Origin of the sequence: Perspicuibacillus lycopersici, assembly GCF_025660475.1 — a bacterium.
In the GTDB taxonomy this organism is placed as follows: Bacteria; Bacillota; Bacilli; order Bacillales; family Caldibacillaceae; genus Perspicuibacillus; species Perspicuibacillus lycopersici.
The window spans coordinates 538,187-554,612 of the sequence record NZ_JAOUSF010000002.1; the positions used below are offsets into that span (position 1 = coordinate 538,187).

The 16,426-nt window shown below is 39.8% G+C and carries 16 protein-coding genes and 1 pseudogene; 4 read left to right on the forward strand and 13 right to left on the reverse strand.

Annotated elements, in window-relative coordinates; all coding sequences use genetic code 11:
• Window positions 1–57 precede the first annotated feature (57 nt).
• Window positions 58–327 (forward strand): annotated as a pseudogene (locus tag OEV98_RS17815) (hypothetical protein); the annotation flags it as partial.
• Window positions 328–350: 23 nt separating this feature from the next.
• Here the strand turns inward: OEV98_RS17815 and OEV98_RS06715 are convergent.
• The 8 genes from OEV98_RS06715 to OEV98_RS06750 all read right to left on the reverse strand — a co-directional run bounded on the left by OEV98_RS06715 (window position 351) and on the right by OEV98_RS06750 (window position 6,094).
• A complete protein-coding gene (locus OEV98_RS06715) occupies window positions 351–569 on the reverse strand; it encodes a hypothetical protein (RefSeq protein ID WP_263072454.1) in 219 nt (72 codons plus the stop codon).
• Entirely contained in the window at window positions 563–1,321 is a 759-nt protein-coding gene (locus OEV98_RS06720; RefSeq protein WP_263072455.1) for a class I SAM-dependent methyltransferase, read from the reverse strand. The genes OEV98_RS06715 and OEV98_RS06720 overlap by 7 nt, the downstream gene beginning before the upstream one ends.
• A gap of 94 nt (window positions 1,322–1,415) precedes the next feature.
• Entirely contained in the window at window positions 1,416–2,261 is an 846-nt protein-coding gene (locus OEV98_RS06725; RefSeq protein WP_263072456.1) for a hypothetical protein, read from the reverse strand.
• A gap of 71 nt (window positions 2,262–2,332) precedes the next feature.
• Window positions 2,333–2,791, reverse strand: coding sequence for a hypothetical protein (locus tag OEV98_RS06730; RefSeq protein WP_263072722.1), 459 nt, complete (start codon window positions 2,789–2,791; stop codon window positions 2,333–2,335).
• Window positions 2,792–2,796: 5 nt separating this feature from the next.
• Complete coding sequence (locus OEV98_RS06735; RefSeq protein ID WP_263072457.1) at window positions 2,797–3,585, reverse strand: hypothetical protein; 789 nt, start codon at window positions 3,583–3,585, stop codon at window positions 2,797–2,799.
• A 154-nt stretch (window positions 3,586–3,739) separates the two neighbouring features.
• Window positions 3,740–4,243 (reverse strand): DoxX family membrane protein, encoded by a 504-nt coding sequence (locus OEV98_RS06740; RefSeq protein ID WP_263072458.1) that lies wholly within the window; start codon window positions 4,241–4,243, stop codon window positions 3,740–3,742.
• A 154-nt stretch (window positions 4,244–4,397) separates the two neighbouring features.
• Window positions 4,398–5,090 (reverse strand): YjjG family noncanonical pyrimidine nucleotidase, encoded by a 693-nt coding sequence (locus OEV98_RS06745; RefSeq protein WP_263072459.1) that lies wholly within the window; start codon window positions 5,088–5,090, stop codon window positions 4,398–4,400.
• 536 nt (window positions 5,091–5,626) lie between these two features.
• On the reverse strand, window positions 5,627–6,094 hold the full coding sequence (locus OEV98_RS06750; protein WP_263072460.1) for a GNAT family N-acetyltransferase: 468 nt from the start codon (window positions 6,092–6,094) through the stop codon (window positions 5,627–5,629).
• A gap of 138 nt (window positions 6,095–6,232) precedes the next feature.
• Here OEV98_RS06750 and OEV98_RS06755 point away from each other — a divergent pair, with 138 nt between their 5' ends.
• Window positions 6,233–6,673 carry a ferritin-like domain-containing protein gene (locus tag OEV98_RS06755; protein ID WP_263072461.1) on the forward strand — a complete coding sequence of 147 codons (441 nt, stop codon included), beginning with the start codon at window positions 6,233–6,235 and terminating at the stop codon, window positions 6,671–6,673.
• Between the two features lie 59 nt (window positions 6,674–6,732).
• On the opposite strand, the gene OEV98_RS06760 is transcribed toward OEV98_RS06755, so the two are convergent.
• Window positions 6,733–7,398, reverse strand: a complete 666-nt coding sequence (locus tag OEV98_RS06760) for a phosphatase PAP2 family protein (protein WP_263072462.1) — start codon at window positions 7,396–7,398, stop codon at window positions 6,733–6,735.
• A 913-nt stretch (window positions 7,399–8,311) separates the two neighbouring features.
• Here OEV98_RS06760 and OEV98_RS06765 point away from each other — a divergent pair.
• Window positions 8,312–10,195: a DUF5693 family protein gene (locus tag OEV98_RS06765; RefSeq protein ID WP_263072463.1), complete on the forward strand. Its 1,884-nt coding sequence runs from the start codon at window positions 8,312–8,314 to the stop codon at window positions 10,193–10,195.
• Between the two features lie 36 nt (window positions 10,196–10,231).
• Window positions 10,232–11,332 carry a polysaccharide pyruvyl transferase CsaB gene (csaB, locus tag OEV98_RS06770; RefSeq protein ID WP_263072464.1) on the forward strand — a complete coding sequence of 367 codons (1,101 nt, stop codon included), beginning with the start codon at window positions 10,232–10,234 and terminating at the stop codon, window positions 11,330–11,332.
• A gap of 422 nt (window positions 11,333–11,754) precedes the next feature.
• Here csaB and galU read toward each other — a convergent pair whose 3' ends face one another.
• From galU to OEV98_RS06790, 4 genes are all read right to left on the reverse strand, one after another.
• Complete coding sequence (gene galU / locus OEV98_RS06775; RefSeq protein ID WP_263072465.1) at window positions 11,755–12,639, reverse strand: UTP--glucose-1-phosphate uridylyltransferase GalU; 885 nt, start codon at window positions 12,637–12,639, stop codon at window positions 11,755–11,757.
• Between the two features lie 134 nt (window positions 12,640–12,773).
• Window positions 12,774–13,976, reverse strand: a complete 1,203-nt coding sequence (locus tag OEV98_RS06780) for a CDP-glycerol glycerophosphotransferase family protein (RefSeq protein ID WP_263072466.1) — start codon at window positions 13,974–13,976, stop codon at window positions 12,774–12,776.
• A 66-nt stretch (window positions 13,977–14,042) separates the two neighbouring features.
• On the reverse strand, window positions 14,043–15,359 hold the full coding sequence (locus OEV98_RS06785; protein WP_263072467.1) for a CDP-glycerol glycerophosphotransferase family protein: 1,317 nt from the start codon (window positions 15,357–15,359) through the stop codon (window positions 14,043–14,045).
• Between the two features lie 316 nt (window positions 15,360–15,675).
• Window positions 15,676–16,425: an SDR family oxidoreductase gene (locus OEV98_RS06790; RefSeq protein WP_263072468.1), complete on the reverse strand. Its 750-nt coding sequence runs from the start codon at window positions 16,423–16,425 to the stop codon at window positions 15,676–15,678.
• Window position 16,426 lies beyond the last annotated feature (1 nt).

Here is a 16,426-nt window from a genome sequence, read left to right on the forward strand (position 1 = left end):
TTTTGTTATGGTGTGGGGGATTGTTGGTGGTGGCATCCTGGAATTACAGGAATTTCCATGAGAATTTCGGGAACTGCTCATGATTTTTCGGGAACTTCCTCGAATATTTCAGGAATCTCTCATGGTTTTTCGGGAACTTCCTCTGAAATTTCGGGAACTGCTCCTGGTTTTTCGGGAACTTCCCCTGAAATTTCGGGAACTGCTCATATTTTTTCGGGATCTTCCCCGAATATTTCGGGAATCTCTCATGTTTTTTCGGGAACTTCCCCTGAAATTTCGGGAACTGCTCATATTTTTTCCGGAACTTCCCCTAGAATTTCGGGATCTTCCCCGAATATTTCGGGAATCTCTCATGGTTTTTCGGGAACTTCCTCTGATATTTCGGGAACTGCTCCTGGTTTTTCGGGAACTTCCTCGAAAATTTCGGGAACTTCACTACTTTTTTCCGGAACCTCCCCTAGAATTTCGGGAACTTCACTACTTTTTTCCGGAACCACCCCTAAAATTTTGGGAACTCCACTACTTTTTTCGGGAACCGCCCTAGTTTTTCCGGAACTCCCCCCTAACAACTACCTAACTCCCCACACCGACACACCGTAACATTCGGCAACACAACTTCTCCATCCGTACTATATTTCTCAAACACCGCACGAAATGCTGCGACTACTTGTTCATATGCTGCATCTCCTTCTATTGGGGCATAGGATGCGGATAGATGGCGTCCAATAAAACTTTCTTTATCGTATATTAAAGGGTGATCATAGCTTTTTGTTGTGAAGTTTGCAAAGAATGCTTGATATAGTTCTGGATGTTCTTCCATACCATTTGAAAACCCTTTGAATTCTGGGCAATAGGCATCGTATATAGAGATAATCTCTTGCATTATAGGTACGTCAATGACTCTACTGTTCGAGATGATGGCAACTTTTCCTGAAGGTTTTAATATTCGCTTGCATTCTGCTTTAAATTTTTTTAGATCAAACCAATGAAACGCTTGGGCAACTGTGATGAAGTCGATTGTTTCAGATGGGAGGGTGGTGTGTTCTGCTGTTCCGTTGATGGAGGTGTATCGTGGATGGTGGCGGAGTTTTTCCTCTGCAACGGCTCGCATATCGGCATTTGGTTCGACTGCTACGACTTGGAGATTGAAGTCAAGTAGCTTTTTTGTCATGATTCCGGTTCCGGCGCCGATATCCGCAATGATTGCATGCTCATTTAATCCGTGTTCCTGTTTCCAATCGATTATTAATTGATCTGGATAATCTGGGCGAAATTTTGCATATCCTTCTGCTTTTCCACTAAATTTGTTCGTATGCTCCATTGCTCACAACTCCCCCTACAATGTATGTAATAGAAAAATTGTATTACGAAAAAAAGCGTTCCGCAAGGTAGACGAACGCTTAATACAATGTTTTCTATTTTAAACTGTCATAAAGTGCATCCTGCTCCAATAGCCAACGATTGGTCAAAAAATCACGGCGAATGATAAATTGGATATTTCTTTTCCGATTTCCTTCCATTTTATCAATATAACTAATAGTAGCAGGTATTTGGACGAGTAGCAGCCCATTAAAATTATCCTTCGGTTTTTCAGGAGTATCAGTAATCAAAAAATAAGACATTGTCTTCGTTACTTTATTCAAACAGCTTTTGCACGCTGTATCGGTCGTAATCATTTGTAATAGGCTCGAGTCCCCTTGATTTACTGCCACTGCAAAAACATCAAGAAGCTCATAGGGATCTACCTGATGAATATAGTTATCTAGCTTTCCAGCCGATTTCAGCATCATTAATTTATGTCCGAGGTCTTCTTTTTTCGAACGATGGGTCGAGCTTCCGAAAAAATGTACACAAAAATGTCCCGGAAAACCATTTTGAAGTGCACCCGCCCCATGAGGCATCCCGTTCATGGATGCAGCAATCATTTTATCATCTGCCAACACGATGATTGCCCTCCGCTTCCAGCTCCATTCCCCTCCATAGATTTTCTTCATGATTTTCGTGTCTTTAGTGGTCAATGGCTGGACATCCGCGTGCTTATTTCCCGCTCTACGTTGAACATTAAAATGCAATCCTGTTTCCACATCAATAATTGTAAATTTCGTTTTTCTTGGCAGAAGCTCGTCCACTTCCTCCCAAGGTAGCAATTCAATTCGGTAGCTAAGTGGTGTGTTTTCATCCTCCCATTGTTCAGCCTTCACGATACTTGGTGACAGGAGTAAAAAAACGATGAGCATTAAGCTCGTAATTTTCCACATCATTCTCGCTATCTCCTCTGTTTTTTGTTATTTTTTTAGAGAAGAACCCATTTTATACAGTAAAAAATATTTTTCTATTTCACCTTTGCAACCCCGATTGCATAATGTTCCCACAAAATATTTTCTACTAGCTCTGCTTTTATTTCCTCGCACTCCACTATTAAAATAACCTCGGATTGCTTTCCCTTTAATTTCCTATTTCGTTTTTTGATAACTTTTTCGATAAAAAAGCGAATTGCTACTCCAACTATAAAACCAACCGCCGCCCCAATCAGTCCCCAATAAATCGGACCCCATGCTAATTCGAATCCAATACTTGCAGCAATCACGGCAAATGCCGTTGCCAGGGCCATTCCGATATCAATAAGCGAGGTACCATCGGAATGATGCAGTGTGTCGAAAAGCTTACGCTCATCCGAACGATTATCTAGTGGAACTGCAAATATTTTTTCTTGTTGAATCCCCTTTTTCTCGAGCTCGGCAAGTGCCATTTCTAAAAACACACTATTTTCAAATGTTGAGAAAACCTGCATTTTCATCACTTTACTTTTTCCCCTTTTTTAACTTGAAACGTTGGTGATTGATACTTTCTCTTTAAAAATTTCCGTTGTTCTTTATCAAAAAGCTTGTTATTCTCTACTGTATTGATGTAAGAATCAAATATTGCAAAGCCATAAATGGATGGAAAAAATAGCAGCCATTCCGGTTTTAATACCGATGTTGCCTCTTGGACCTTGCCAACAAATAGCATAGATATTGCCTCCAGAACATGGGATAAATAGCAAAATAGGATTACACTGATAATGACAAAAAAGGCAGTTAAAATGCGATGAATATATAACTGCCCAAGCCCAGGGACAAACAATGACCAAATAACAGCTACTACCGGATTTCTTTTATCTAAATAGTTGATTTCTAATGCACCAATACTGAATGTGTTGTAATCATGGCCCTCACGCTCGGCCAATAGACTCATTTTATTCAAATCCACCGTTGTTCGATAGCTATCCCATATGCCAAAAATATAAACGGGAATATAGATTAATAGCCATCTTGTATTTAAAACCTCTTTAGCCATTTCTATTTTTCCTTGAAAAGAGTACATCATCGCAAGATTCACGTTTGCCGTGATATTAACGACCACTTCCCATATAAATAAAAAGTAACCACGAAGGTATTTTGATAGCAACAAATGTCCAAATCCTGGAAATGAGGCACTCCACCAAGCAATAATGTATGGATTTCGCAAATGAATTTGCGTTGTTCCAAAGATACTTACATGTGCTTGATAGCGTCTAGCTGTGTTGTTATTTGAATAATTGTTCATGGTTAGTCTCCATTTTTACATTTTTTATTTCCTACCGATTATTTACAAACTCATTAAAGATTTTTTCCTAATTATTAGATGCCATACGTAACTTTAAAAAATGGACTTCCTCTTCATTGGAAGTCCATTCCGCTATGCGCGTACTACGCCGCTCTTATACGTCCCCCAATGGTTCTCTTGCTGCTCTTCCCTTGTATACATATCGGTGAAGAAAGTAATCCAACCCAAACCGACCGGCATTATAGCCAGCAACCATAATAAAGATTCCCATTAAAATATCGGTCGGATTATGAGAAATCGTACCGGATAACAAGAAACTGAAATTCATCAGAACGCCGAAAAATGCTGCTGCTGTTGTAAAACAGCCAAGGATAAGCCCTAAACCAACTAAGAACTCTCCCCAAGGAACGAGAAGATTGATAACTCGAGCATTAGGTAGCGCAAAATTTTCTACAAACGTTGTCCACCAACCATATACAGGACTACCTTCAGGACCTTGAATAGGTGCTGTCACCGCTCCCTTTAAAAATCCGCTCGAATCAAATCCACCAGTAATTTTTCCCCAGCCACTCATTAGCCAGCTATACCCTAAATACAATCGTAAAATTAACAATAAAAATGCTGCTATCGTATTTTCCTGTAAAAATTTGACAATCAAATGGTTTACCTCCCTTTGAAAATAATTTTTCCTATTCCGTTTTATATTTTGTTTAACGATCATTCCTATACTTATATTTTCCGTTAGTAAACAACAAAGGCTGCCGAAATGTCTCTTGCTTGAGCATTTCGGCAGCCGAATGATGAAAGAAAAATTATTTAGTTTCTAAAATTGGATAAAGGTCCGTAAGCTTATGGATTTCATATGTCGGTTCAATATCGGTGCTATTTTGCTTTCGTTCAGGGTTGAACCAGCACGTATCAATCCCTGCCATGTTTCCACCTTTAATATCTGCACTCAAGGAATCGCCAATAATTAATAATTGATTGGTGGAAACATTTGGTATATTCGCCAACACATGATCAAAAAACTCCTTACGCGGTTTTTGGTAGCCAACCTCCTGCGAAATAAACACACCTTTAAATAAAGAATCCAATCCCGCTTTCTTCAAGCGTTTATACTGTGTTTCTGCAACTCCATTTGTAACAATATAGAGATCATATTCCGCATGAAGCTTATTGATAAGCTCTAAAGCACCTTCCATCAACTGACTGCCCTCACTTAAAAAGGAACGATAATTCGTCTCAAATAAAACACCGTCAACTTCTTTACCATATTCCTTGAAGAATTTAGAAAAACGTGTGTTCACCACTTCATCCTGATCAATTTTCCCTTCCTCAAACGATTTCCAAAGACCAGAATTAATTTTCTTATATTGTGCTTCCACCTCTGGTGTTAACTGAAGATTCTCACCTTCAAATAGCAATTTCAATGCCACCTGTTCCGCTGCATTGAAATCTAATAATGTATTATCTACGTCAAATAGTAATGCTTTATATTTTGTCATGAATGTCACCTGTTTTTTCTTTCATTTTTTGTTGTTGGTATTATTTTATCATTTTCGCAGTGGAAATGCTGTTGAAGCGTATGTTATGGTTGGTGGGTTTGGGAGGAATGGGAGCTGGATGGTTTTCGGGAAAGTGTGTGTTTAGATTTTTCCGGAGATATGGTAAGAGGTTTTTAGGAAATAGTGGCTGTGTTTTGTGGATGGATTGGGAACCTCACCTACTTTTTGAGGTATCTCCTGCTTTTTTTCTGGAACTTCTCCCGATTTTTCGGGAACTTCTTGTTTTTTTCGGGAACTCCCTCTTCTTTTTCGGGAATCTCCTGCTTTTTTTTCTGGAACTTCTCCCGATTTTTCAGGAACTACACATTCAATTTCGGGAACCTCACCTACTTTTTGAGGTATCTCCTGCTTTTTTTTCTGGAACTTCTCCCGATTTTTCGGAGAACTACACATTCAATTTCGGGAACCTCACCTACTTTTTGAGGTATCTCCTTCTCTCTTTCCCGAACTACTCATACAAAATTCCCCCCACTGCTTCATAAATAATAGCTCATCACTATGAGCACACCTTTCCTCCCCATTGTCCTTCTCCCTTCATCAACAAAGCCGGACTTCTTGTATAGCTCCTGAGCAGCGACATTTTGCAGATTCACTGCTAAAACAATCTCATTTATCTCCGGAAAGTTTTCCCGAACAAAATTGGGTAGTAGCTGCAGTGCTAGTTTTGCATAGCCTTTTCCTTGATGACGATAGTCTGTGGAAAATGCTCTTACTAATATTGCTTTTTCATTTTCAGTGTACGGTTTGACTCCTTCATTTGGATGTAAGACAAAAAAAGTGACGAGCTGATTGTTTTCCATTGCTAGTATCGGATAACGTTCTGGTTCCTCTTGTGCGAGTGCGACTGCATCCTTAGGTGCACCTGTATATCGCAGCTGTTCTTCCGTTATTAGATAGTTTGTAATGGCATCATGATAATTTTCTTTATAAAAACATAGTTGCATAGTATTCTCCCCGCCCTTATGATTTCCCTTTGATTCTATTATTTTACTATAGCTGCGAGTATTAATGTACACTAGCACCCATCCATTTTTTCGACATACAATAAACAGACTAATTTTGAAAGGAATGGAGGGCATGTCGTGTCCTATTATTTTTACACAAATCATCCCTATTTTCGGCAAAGTGACCAATCGCTAATTACCGATATTGAAACTGCGACTCAAGAAGAATTTCAAGCAATTACTTGTTATGAAAAATTAGCGCGGATGGCACCTAAGGAAGTCCGAAATCAAATTTTAGAAATTCGCGAAGATGAGCGCAAGCATTTGCAAGTTTTCCAGTCGATTTACTCGCATCTAACAGGTAGACAACCGTCCCAACCAACACAGGTGATATGTGCTAATTCGTATCGAGAAGGGCTAATTGCAGCTTTCAAGGATGAGCAAAACTCTGTTGATTTTTATTTAGAGATAGCCGATCGTGCGCAAGATAGAGCAATAAGGGAAGCCTTCCAGCGTGCCGCCCTTGATGAACAGAACCACGCAGTTTGGTTTAGCTTCTTTTTAATGTCGCAAAGATAATGTTTTTCAAAATAGGAGGCAGTGGGAAGCGCTCATTTGCCTCTACAACTTTTTACCCTTCACTCCGAGTAATAGCACCTTTTTTTGCATAACGATTCTCTTTCACTTTTTTTGAACGTCCGTATGAAAAGAGCTAGCAAAAAGGCGCTCGAAAAATATCCGCCAATAATATCACTTGGATAATGAACCCCTAGATAAATCCGGCTAATGCCAATCATCAGGATAAATATGATGCTTACTAGAATTAACGAGGCTCGTCCAAGACGATTTGGAATATGACGCCACAGTAGGAACGTTAAAATCCCATATAGGGCAAATGCATTCATCGCATGTCCACTCGGGAAGCTATAGCCACCAATCTCGATTAATCGATGAAAATCCGGACGAATCCGATGAAAAATAAGCTTGAGTACATAATTCAAAATGGAAGTACCAATCATGACAGCTGCAAATAAAATAAGTTCTCCCCGATACTTAAGGACAAAATATAGAAAAAATAACGCGACGATACAAATGGAAAGCACCGCGGGGAATGATCCCATCTCTGTAAAGAAGATCATGAGCTGTGTAAGCATCGGCGACTCAGCACCTTGAATAAAGGAAATAATAGTCTGATCAAACTGAAGCACATCGTGTCGGCTAATTGCCATCGCCATACATGTAAATCCGATTAAGGATAGTAGTCCGATTAGATAGGTGATAAATAGTTGGTTTGTTAGTTTCATTGGTTTGGTTAACTCCTAGTTGTGAATTGGCTAGTTTTTTAGTTTATGGAAGATGTAGCTTTTGCTAGTTCTTATGTGTGTAGGTGAATTAAGTATAAGGGATATGGGTGGCGTTTTACAATGTGACGGAGGGATTTGATTGTTGGTTTGAATTTGTTTTGGGGCAGGTGGAGAATATTTATGTGAGATGAATAGGGACTCGGGGGAATTGTTTCTGTTTTTTCGTGAATCTCCACACTTTTTTCGGGAATCTTACCCACTTTTTTTGGAACATCACTCGCTTTTTCGGGAACTTCCCACTTTTTTTGGGAACTAGCACCGTTTTTTCAGGAACTTTCCACTTTTTTTCGGGAACTTCCCCACTTTTTTTCGGGAACTTACCCCGGTTTTTCGGGAACTTACCCCATTTTTTCGGGAACTTCCTCACTTTTTTCGGGAATTAACTCCGGTTTTTCGGGAACTTACCCCGGTTTTTCGGGGACTTCCCACTATTTTTCGAGAACTAACCCCGTTTTTTCAGGAACTTTCCACTTTTTTTCGGGAACTTCCTCACTTTTTTCGGGAACTTACCCCGGTTTTTCGGGAACTTCCTCACTTTTTTTCGGGAACTTCCCACTTTTTTTCAGGAAACTAACCCTCGGTTTTCGGGAACTAGCCCCTATATTTCGGGAACCTCCTTTATTTTTTCGGGAACTTCCTCCGTTAAACTAACCCCGCATTTTCTGATACTCCCCATGTTTACCTATAACCAATACCCCAAAAAACAAAATCCCCCCTTCACCGTTTGAACCTCCCAATATCTGCCTATACTGTTTTTTAGAGAATTTTTACATAGTTACCGATAGATTTTTACAATGGATTAATATTTCGTGGCTATATATAGATTGAATTGATTGAGGGAGGGAATATGAACGTGAAAGGGCAAAATTGGATTTGGGTTGTGGTGGTGCTTTTGTTGCTTGGTTCCCTTCCTGGGATAGTTACTCGTTGGAATGCGGAGGCTGGGAATAATACGTATGAAATCGCCATGCCTTTTGAAGAAATAATGGAGTTAACAGAGACTGGACCAATGACAATTGAAGCAGCTCTCTCGACATTAGCTACGGCTGGACTAAATAGTATAAGCTTGGAGCCGGTTTCCCTTGAACAGCTTGATGAGCGTGGTGTTGTAGCTGTTTATAATAAACATGATCTAGAACGTGCATTACTTTTTAGTGGGAAAACGTTTGATGCGGCGGACGGATATTATATAACCGTTCCTGATGATACAGAATATAGACAGTGGCTCGAAGGAAGTTTAAGCCCTGAGACAGTCCAGATTGAAGATACTTCATTCTATTTTATTCCCCAAGGCGACTTCGATTGGAGTGCTCCTATCGGTTACGATCCGGTAGCTCTTCGTCATATTCAAGATTACGGATTACATACGATTTTTCGAATGGAAAATTTAGATCTTCAAACAAATCAACAGCTTGTCGATCAGCTTGTTTCCATGAAAACCCCACAAGCAAATGGGGTATTATTTTCAAAAGAAGAGGTTATTGGTTATCCGAAGCCAGACGAGATTTCCGATTTTACCAATACGCTCCACGACGCTGGTTACTATTTCTATCTTATTGAATTTAGCGAGCAAAAAGGAATGCAAACCCTTGGAAGAAGCAATGATTATGATGTGCTCCGGCTGCACAGTATTGATTTGGGCAAAAAAACATTGAATGAAACTATTTCGCAAGCCGTTCGGGCAGTGAAAGAACGCAGCATCCAATCAATATTCGTTCATTTACCACAAGATGAAGGTACTACTGCTAGCAAATTAGAGGATGCTACCTCTTTTATCGAAGGGGTTCATCAGGCGATGCCAAATGAATACGCAGCAGGAAAGCCACTGCTTTTTGAAAAAATAACCGTTTCAACTAGTACCTTACTTTGTGTATTTGCAGCAGGCATTCTCTTTACCTACCTAACAGCAGAATTAGTTAAATCCCGATTGCTTCAAGCAGTCGCCTTCGTTATGATGTTGCTTCTTGCAATTTCCTATTTTTTTACAAAATCTATTACATTTTTACAAGGATTTGCTCTCATTATCGCATGTGTAACACCTATTTACGCGGTATTGAAAACGAGTAGGCAAACCGGAAAAATTACGACACTGACACTTCGTTACTTGCAAGCAATCGGGATTAGTGCAATTGGCATTATGATCGTTATCGGTTTGTTAAATGGTGATGGCTTTATGACAGGGTTCGAAGTTTTTCGCGGGGTCAAGCTTGTTTACGTTGTCCCAATTGTATTTGTCGCGATATATGTTTTTTGGAAGGAAAGTCGCGAGCTTTTTCAAAAGCATGGTTTCGGTGTGTTGAATTTGGAAGTACGGTATTGGCATGTTCTCGTCTTTCTCATCGTTGCAGCCGTCGGAATATATTATATTATGCGCACAGGCAATAGCGGGGCAGCGAGTGCATTGGAGATTCGGGTGCGCAACGCATTAGAGGATTTTCTATATGTCCGGCCAAGAACGAAGGAATTTCTCATCGGATTTCCGTGCTATTTATTAGCGTTATATATAATCGGTCAAGGGAAGGACTTCGGAAAGCTGTTGCTTATTCCTGGTGTGATTGGCTTTTTATCGATTGTCAATACATTCACCCATTTACATATTCCACTTTCCGTTTCATTATTGCGGACTGTTTATAGCATTGTATTAGGTTATATCGTTGGATTAGTTTTTATTTTCCTATGGCGGCAAATTTTCCGATGGTTTGTAAAAAATATGCATAAGAAAGCAACAATAGAGTAGATAGGGAATTTTTATAAACAAGACGAGGTGCATCCAATGAATGTTGTATTATGTGGGTACTATGGTTTTGATAATGTTGGCGATGAAGCAATTTTATTTTCCATTGTACGTGCGTTAAAAAATTTACACGCAAATATCACGATTACAGTCTTGTCGAATAATCCCGAGAAAACAAAGGAAACATACGGTGTCGAGGCAGTTAATCGCTGGCGGTTTAAGGAGGTTTGTGCTGCAATTAAAGCCTCCAATGGACTTATTTGTGGTGGCGGCAGCTTACTGCAGGATGAAACAGGCTGGAAATCTGTCCCTTATTATTCAGGGGTTATGCGTTTAGCGATTTGGATGAAAAAACCAGTATTTGTGTATGCACAAGGTATGGGGCCAATTAATCGCAGGTTTAATAAATGGGTTGTTAGTCATGTACTCAATAAGGTCAATGAAATTACTGTTCGTGACGAGGCTTCTAAACTACTTTTACAAAACATTGGTATTAAACGTTCGATCTCGATTGTTCCTGATCCCGTTTTGTCATTAGAGGGCATCCCCTTTCAAAGCGAATGGCTTACTACTCAAAAAATTGAGCGTCCCTTTATCACCGTATCGGTACGAAACTGGCCAACCCCGATTGAATATAAAAAGAAAATTGCCGAAGCTCTCGATGAACTTGCGTACAAGGGCTATACAGTCGTCTTTGTCCCGATGCACAGCATCCATGATCAAGAGGCTTCACAGGAAACTGCCCAATTAATGAATGAAAATAGTCGCATCGCACCATGCAATTTAGAAATCGGCGAAAAAATATCGATTATCGGGGAATCCGAATTACTGATTGGCATGCGTCTCCACTCCTTAATTTTTGCAGCCATCTCCCACACCCCATTTATCACCATCTCCTATGATCCAAAAATGGATGCCTTCGCCGCACTCGTGGAACAACCAGTCGTCGGTCATGTGGAATCAGATGATTGGGACGGGAATACGTTGTTCGATTTGGCAATTGGTGCATTAAAAAATGAGGATGCATTGAGTAGCTATTTGAAGGAGAAGGTCGAGAAGTTTAAGGCGGAAGCGATGGAAACACCGAAGATGGTGTTGGAGATATTGGAAATGGAAAGTGACGGGGAGGTCGGATCTTGAGGCTTTGTTATTGGGAATAACCTGACTGTTTTTTGGAGGGCTCCCCTTGGTTTTCGGGAATCCCCGTCTGTTTTTCGGGAACTTCGCTCGTTTTTTCGGGAATCCCTGCCCGTTTTTCGGGAACTTCCCCTTCTTTTTCGGGAATCCCTACCGTTTTTTCGGGAATCCCTGCCCGTTTTTCGGGAACTTCCCCTTCCTTTTCGGGAATCTCTACCCGTTTTTCGGGAACTTCCCTTTCTTTTTCGGGAATCTCTCCTCAGTTTTCGGGAACTTCGCTCACTTTTTCGGGAATCTCTACCCGCTTTTCGGGAACTTCGCTTTATTTTTCGGGAATCCCCGTCTGTTTTTCGGGAACTTCCCCTTCCTTTTCGGGAATCTCTACCCGTTTTACAAGAACTCCACTCACTTCCCCCAAAAAAAAACTATTTACTCACCCTATCCCGCTTCACTACCTCCTCCAAAAATTGCAATACATCCAACTTTAACTCGTCTCGCTGTAATGCAAATTCGATTGTTGTCTTTACAAATCCTAGCTTTTCTCCGACATCATAGCGGTTTCCTTCGAACTCATATGCATACACTGTTTTGCTGGTGTTTAATTTGTGAATGGCGTCGGTTAGTTGGATTTCGCCGTCTGCTCCTTTTTCTTCCTTTTCTAAGAACAAAAAGATTTCTGGTGTTAGTAAATAGCGGCCGATAATGGCAAGGTTGGATGGTGCCGTTCCTTGTGCGGGTTTTTCTACAAAGCTACTCACTTGATATAATCTCCCATCCTTTTTACATGGATCAATAATTCCGTAACGGTGGGTTTCATGATCCGGTACTTGCTGAACACCGATTATCGGTGCCTTTGTTTTTTCATATTGCTGGATTAATTGACTTGTACAGGGGATATCATTTTGGACAATATCATCTCCTAGTAGGACGACGAATGGCTCATCTCCGATAAAACTTCGTGCACATAAAATCGCATGCCCTAGTCCCTTTGGTTGTTTTTGGCGAATGTAGTGGATGTTTGCGAGATTGGATGGGTATTGCACCTTGTCGAGCAAATCGTATTTTCCTTTTTCTGCTAAATTAGCCTCTACCTCTGGTGCATTATCAAAATGATCTTCTATCGCACGTTTACCTTTACCAGTAATAATGATAATATCCTCGATTCCGGATGCCACCGCTTCCTCGACGATGTATTGAATCGTTGGCTTATCCACGATCGGTAGCATCTCCTTAGGCATTGCCTTTGTCGCAGGTAAAAATCGTGTTCCTAACCCTGCAGCAGGTATAATCGCCTTTCGAACTCTTTTCACTCCCAGACCCCCTCTTCTTTTACCCCATCATCCTAAACTAACAAAATAACCTAGGACACTAGCTATCTATTTTTTTTAGCCAATCCTAGGTTATTTATTTTTATTTAGTTTATTAACGTTATGGGAGATTATTCCTAATTTGTCGCTATCGAATTCTCTTTATTTTGTACAAAAACAATTTCATTATCAATAAAGTGCTCGACAATTCGCTCGGTAGCTTTGCCGTCCTGATATTCAAAGAACCGCTTCTGAAAGCTACTAATCTCATCAAATTTAAATTGCTTAGAAGTTATACAATTCACGAGACTTTTTGTATCATAAACAACTGGTCCTGGCACTAGTTCTTCATATTGGTAATAAAAATCGCGTTCCTGCTGATAGGCATCTAAATCATACGGATAAAAAATCATTGGACGCTGTAATAAACAAAAATCAAAAAATAAGGCCGAGTAATCCGTTATTAATAGATCGGTAAGTGACAGTAGCTCTTGAATCGTATAGGAATCCTGGATATGGTAAAGGAAATTGCTTTCCGTTACATCTAGTCCAGCCGTCATATATGGGTGCAAATGGACAAACAGCACATATTCGTCTCCTAATTGGTTCGCCATATACGTTACATCAAATGGCAACTGGAATTTTGATTGATAATGGCTCCTTCCACGAAAGGTTGGTGCATAAAGAATAATTTTTTTGTCCTGTAGCTCTGGATATTGTTGATAAAACCTATCTTTTTGCAGGTGAATTTTACTTTCATTGTAAAAATAATCCGTCCGCGGGATGCCTAAAGGGTAAATATGCTCTTCCTTCATTCCAAAAGCCTCCGCATAAAACGGGACAACCTCCTGGGAGCTTACATATACTTTCGAATAATTGCCGTGTACTTTTACATGTTTTAAATACTGTTCACTTGGACCAAAAGGCTTTCCTACCGTACTTAGCCCGAATTTTTTCAATGCACCTGCACTATGCCATAGCTGAATAACGTCCACACCTTGGCGCAGTTTCAAAACATATAATGGAAAATAATAATCATCAATAAGAAAATATTTGGAAGTCGCCAAATGGTAGCAGGACTCCACCATGTGAAGGATATATTTAAGCTTTCCTGCTACTGAGCTATCAAACTTTTTAAAAAGATAGTTTCGTTTATAATTTGGGTAGGCTTCCGCAATTCGATCATGGACAAATGCTAAATTATCCTTCAGCTCATTGGAACGGTACGATGCAAAGGTAATTTTATTCGTGTCTACTTTATTAAACAAGCAGCATAACGCATATACGGTTCGTAAAAAATATTTTACTAATATAGTAGGTATGAACCTCAGAAGCTTCATATCATAAACCTACCCTTCTTTTTTATTCATTCACTCATGTTGCGAAAATCTGATTGTATTCATGAATTAGCTGGCAACGTCTTGCTTCACCTTTGCAGCTGTCGATTCCGTATTTATCGTTAACAAATGTTTATAAATAAAGTTTACTTGCTTTTCGAGCACCTGTTTTTGGTTTTCTTTTGCATAAAAAATATTCAATACTCTTTCTCTGTCTGCCGCAAATTGTCCCGGATCCTTCATTGCCTTTTCTAAATCAGATAGAAAAGCGGAGAATTGAAAGGATTTTGGACCTGGTGTAACGTCAAAATAGTTGAAGTACATTTCATTCGATTTTTTCAAATACATATCTAAGTCATAGCAGTAAAATAGGACTGGTTTATCTAACAGCAAATAATCGGTGTAACAGCTCGAATAGTCTGTAACAAGAATATCCGTGTATTTTAACAATAGCTGCGGATCATACGATTCATTGCTTATATCAATAATATTTTCATAAATAGCCGGAACTTGACCGCTACTATACATATGACGTTTCACTAAAAATTTATAGCCTGTCCGTTTACATAATTCATTCAGCTTTTGAAAATCAATCACTAAATTAATATCTGTTTCCAGCTTGCCGAACTTCCGATGGGTTGGCATATACATGATGATTTTTCCTTCGCGAATCCATTCCGGTATCGCGAAATCCTCGTCTGTATCTTGAAAAAATACGTCATTACGTACTTGCCCCATTTCTAGCACATGATCTTTTGCCACTAAAAATGTCTCCGGATAATAGGAGGATACCCGTGGGCTTGTCGAGACGACATAATTTTCCTTTGCTGAATTCGTTTGAACAACAAACTTCCCAAAAAAGCGACGTATTCTTCTTGGCTCATGGAGAATTTTATAAGAAAATGTCCCTTTATTTGCTCCCCATACTTTTTTCAAGCCAACCCCATGCCAAGTGTTATAAGAGATTGCACCACCTAAAAGCGATTTAATAAAGTCATCGTTAATGGAGTGGGAATGGATAACTAGCTTTGCACGTAGCTGGTAAAGAATGCCCTTTGGCGAATGATGCATATGTGCCTCATAGCCCAAACTGGCTAACTCCTTCACAACACGGGGATTTTTCGTTATCCATACACACTTTAATGTAGGATTTTTCACCATTTCTAAAAATAAATATTTCGTATTGCCGCGAAATCCTTGTCCATTCTCACCACCAAAAACGACCAAGTTCTTTGTTTTCGGAACAAGCTTAGATAAGAAATAAATAGTAACAACAACTGTCCGCTTACCAATTAGTCGCGCTGTCTTTAGTAACGGACGGTTAACGGACAGCAGTATTAACACTAGCAACACAATCTGGATTATTTCGATTATACGATTACTCATGTTTTTATTCGCCTCGTTATATCTTGTCTCTAAATTTTTGATTAAAATTCACCTATAGACGGGGCTAATAGGCTAGATGTATCTCGGATTCTTGGGTATTAGGGACTTTGTTTGTCATTCACGGTTTCGAGGATTATTCAAACCCCAGTTGTTTACCGCTCCCTATTCCATTGGTACTCATTATGTGCAGCATGTTTTGTAATATTTAAAGCGCTGAATAGCATTCGTTAGTTAGTTCTTAAATTTCACAGCTTCTTGTCATATATACATCACCAACTATTCCCGGATACCCAACAACTCAGATGATGCGCATCGATTAAGAAACAGTAACCTGCTGCTCGATGACACTCTTTTTCGATGCTTTCGTCACTTGCTTTCGAACGACAATATTTTGCCCATCTAAGCAAATTCCGGTGTCTGATAATAGCTGTTTCACCACATCGCCAACTTCCTCTGGCTGCATAATGGTCGTTGGATCTTCATCTGGTGCTAATACTTTTCTTAATTCCGTTGCACAGCGACCTGGTGAAATACAGTACACTAAAATGCCGTACTCGGAAAGCTCAGCGGATAATGTTTCAGAAATACTAATTAGTGCCGCCTTTGACGATGCATAGGCAAGCCAACCAGGACGGGCGGAACTACCGGCTGTGGAAGCGACATTTAAAATTTTGCCTCCTGTTTTCTTCATAAATCGAACGGTTTCTTTTGTAATGTTAAATAAGGAATGGACATTAATTCGATAGGTTTCCTCCCAATCATCCACCGTTGTTTCCAGCAGTGATTTCGGATTCGCGTAGCCTGCCACATTAATTAGCATATCAATCGTTCCGAAATTATCGCCAACTTGTTGAATCAATTCTCTCACATCATCATAGACAGTAAGGTCCATCGCATAACATTCAATATGTTTGTCGCCTGCCATTAAGTGTTTCGTTTCTTCGATTCCATCTTTTGATCTAGCAATCAATATAAAGTTGGAAATATCCGCTTGCTCACTTAAACTAACCGCAATTGCTCTCCCAATTCCACGACTTGCCCCTGTTATTACACATGTTTTTGTCATC

What these genes read in the sequence shown, in the direction of transcription:
- OEV98_RS06745 (WP_263072459.1), bottom strand. Translation starts at nt 5,090, where the DNA reads ATGACAAAATATAAAGCATTACTATTTGACGTAGATAATACATTATTA.
- OEV98_RS06720 (WP_263072455.1), bottom strand. Translation starts at nt 1,321, where the DNA reads ATGGAGCATACGAACAAATTTAGTGGAAAAGCAGAAGGATATGCAAAA.
- OEV98_RS06790 (WP_263072468.1), bottom strand. Translation starts at nt 16,425, where the DNA reads ATGACAAAAACATGTGTAATAACAGGGGCAAGTCGTGGAATTGGGAGA.
- OEV98_RS06785 (WP_263072467.1), bottom strand. Translation starts at nt 15,359, where the DNA reads ATGAGTAATCGTATAATCGAAATAATCCAGATTGTGTTGCTAGTGTTA.
- OEV98_RS06730 (WP_263072722.1), bottom strand. Translation starts at nt 2,791, where the DNA reads ATGCAGGTTTTCTCAACATTTGAAAATAGTGTGTTTTTAGAAATGGCA.
- OEV98_RS06750 (WP_263072460.1), bottom strand. Translation starts at nt 6,094, where the DNA reads ATGCAACTATGTTTTTATAAAGAAAATTATCATGATGCCATTACAAAC.
- OEV98_RS06735 (WP_263072457.1), bottom strand. Translation starts at nt 3,585, where the DNA reads ATGAACAATTATTCAAATAACAACACAGCTAGACGCTATCAAGCACAT.
- csaB (WP_263072464.1), top strand. Translation starts at nt 10,232, where the DNA reads ATGAATGTTGTATTATGTGGGTACTATGGTTTTGATAATGTTGGCGAT.
- OEV98_RS06780 (WP_263072466.1), bottom strand. Translation starts at nt 13,976, where the DNA reads ATGAAGCTTCTGAGGTTCATACCTACTATATTAGTAAAATATTTTTTA.
- OEV98_RS06760 (WP_263072462.1), bottom strand. Translation starts at nt 7,398, where the DNA reads ATGAAACTAACAAACCAACTATTTATCACCTATCTAATCGGACTACTA.
- OEV98_RS06725 (WP_263072456.1), bottom strand. Translation starts at nt 2,261, where the DNA reads ATGATGTGGAAAATTACGAGCTTAATGCTCATCGTTTTTTTACTCCTG.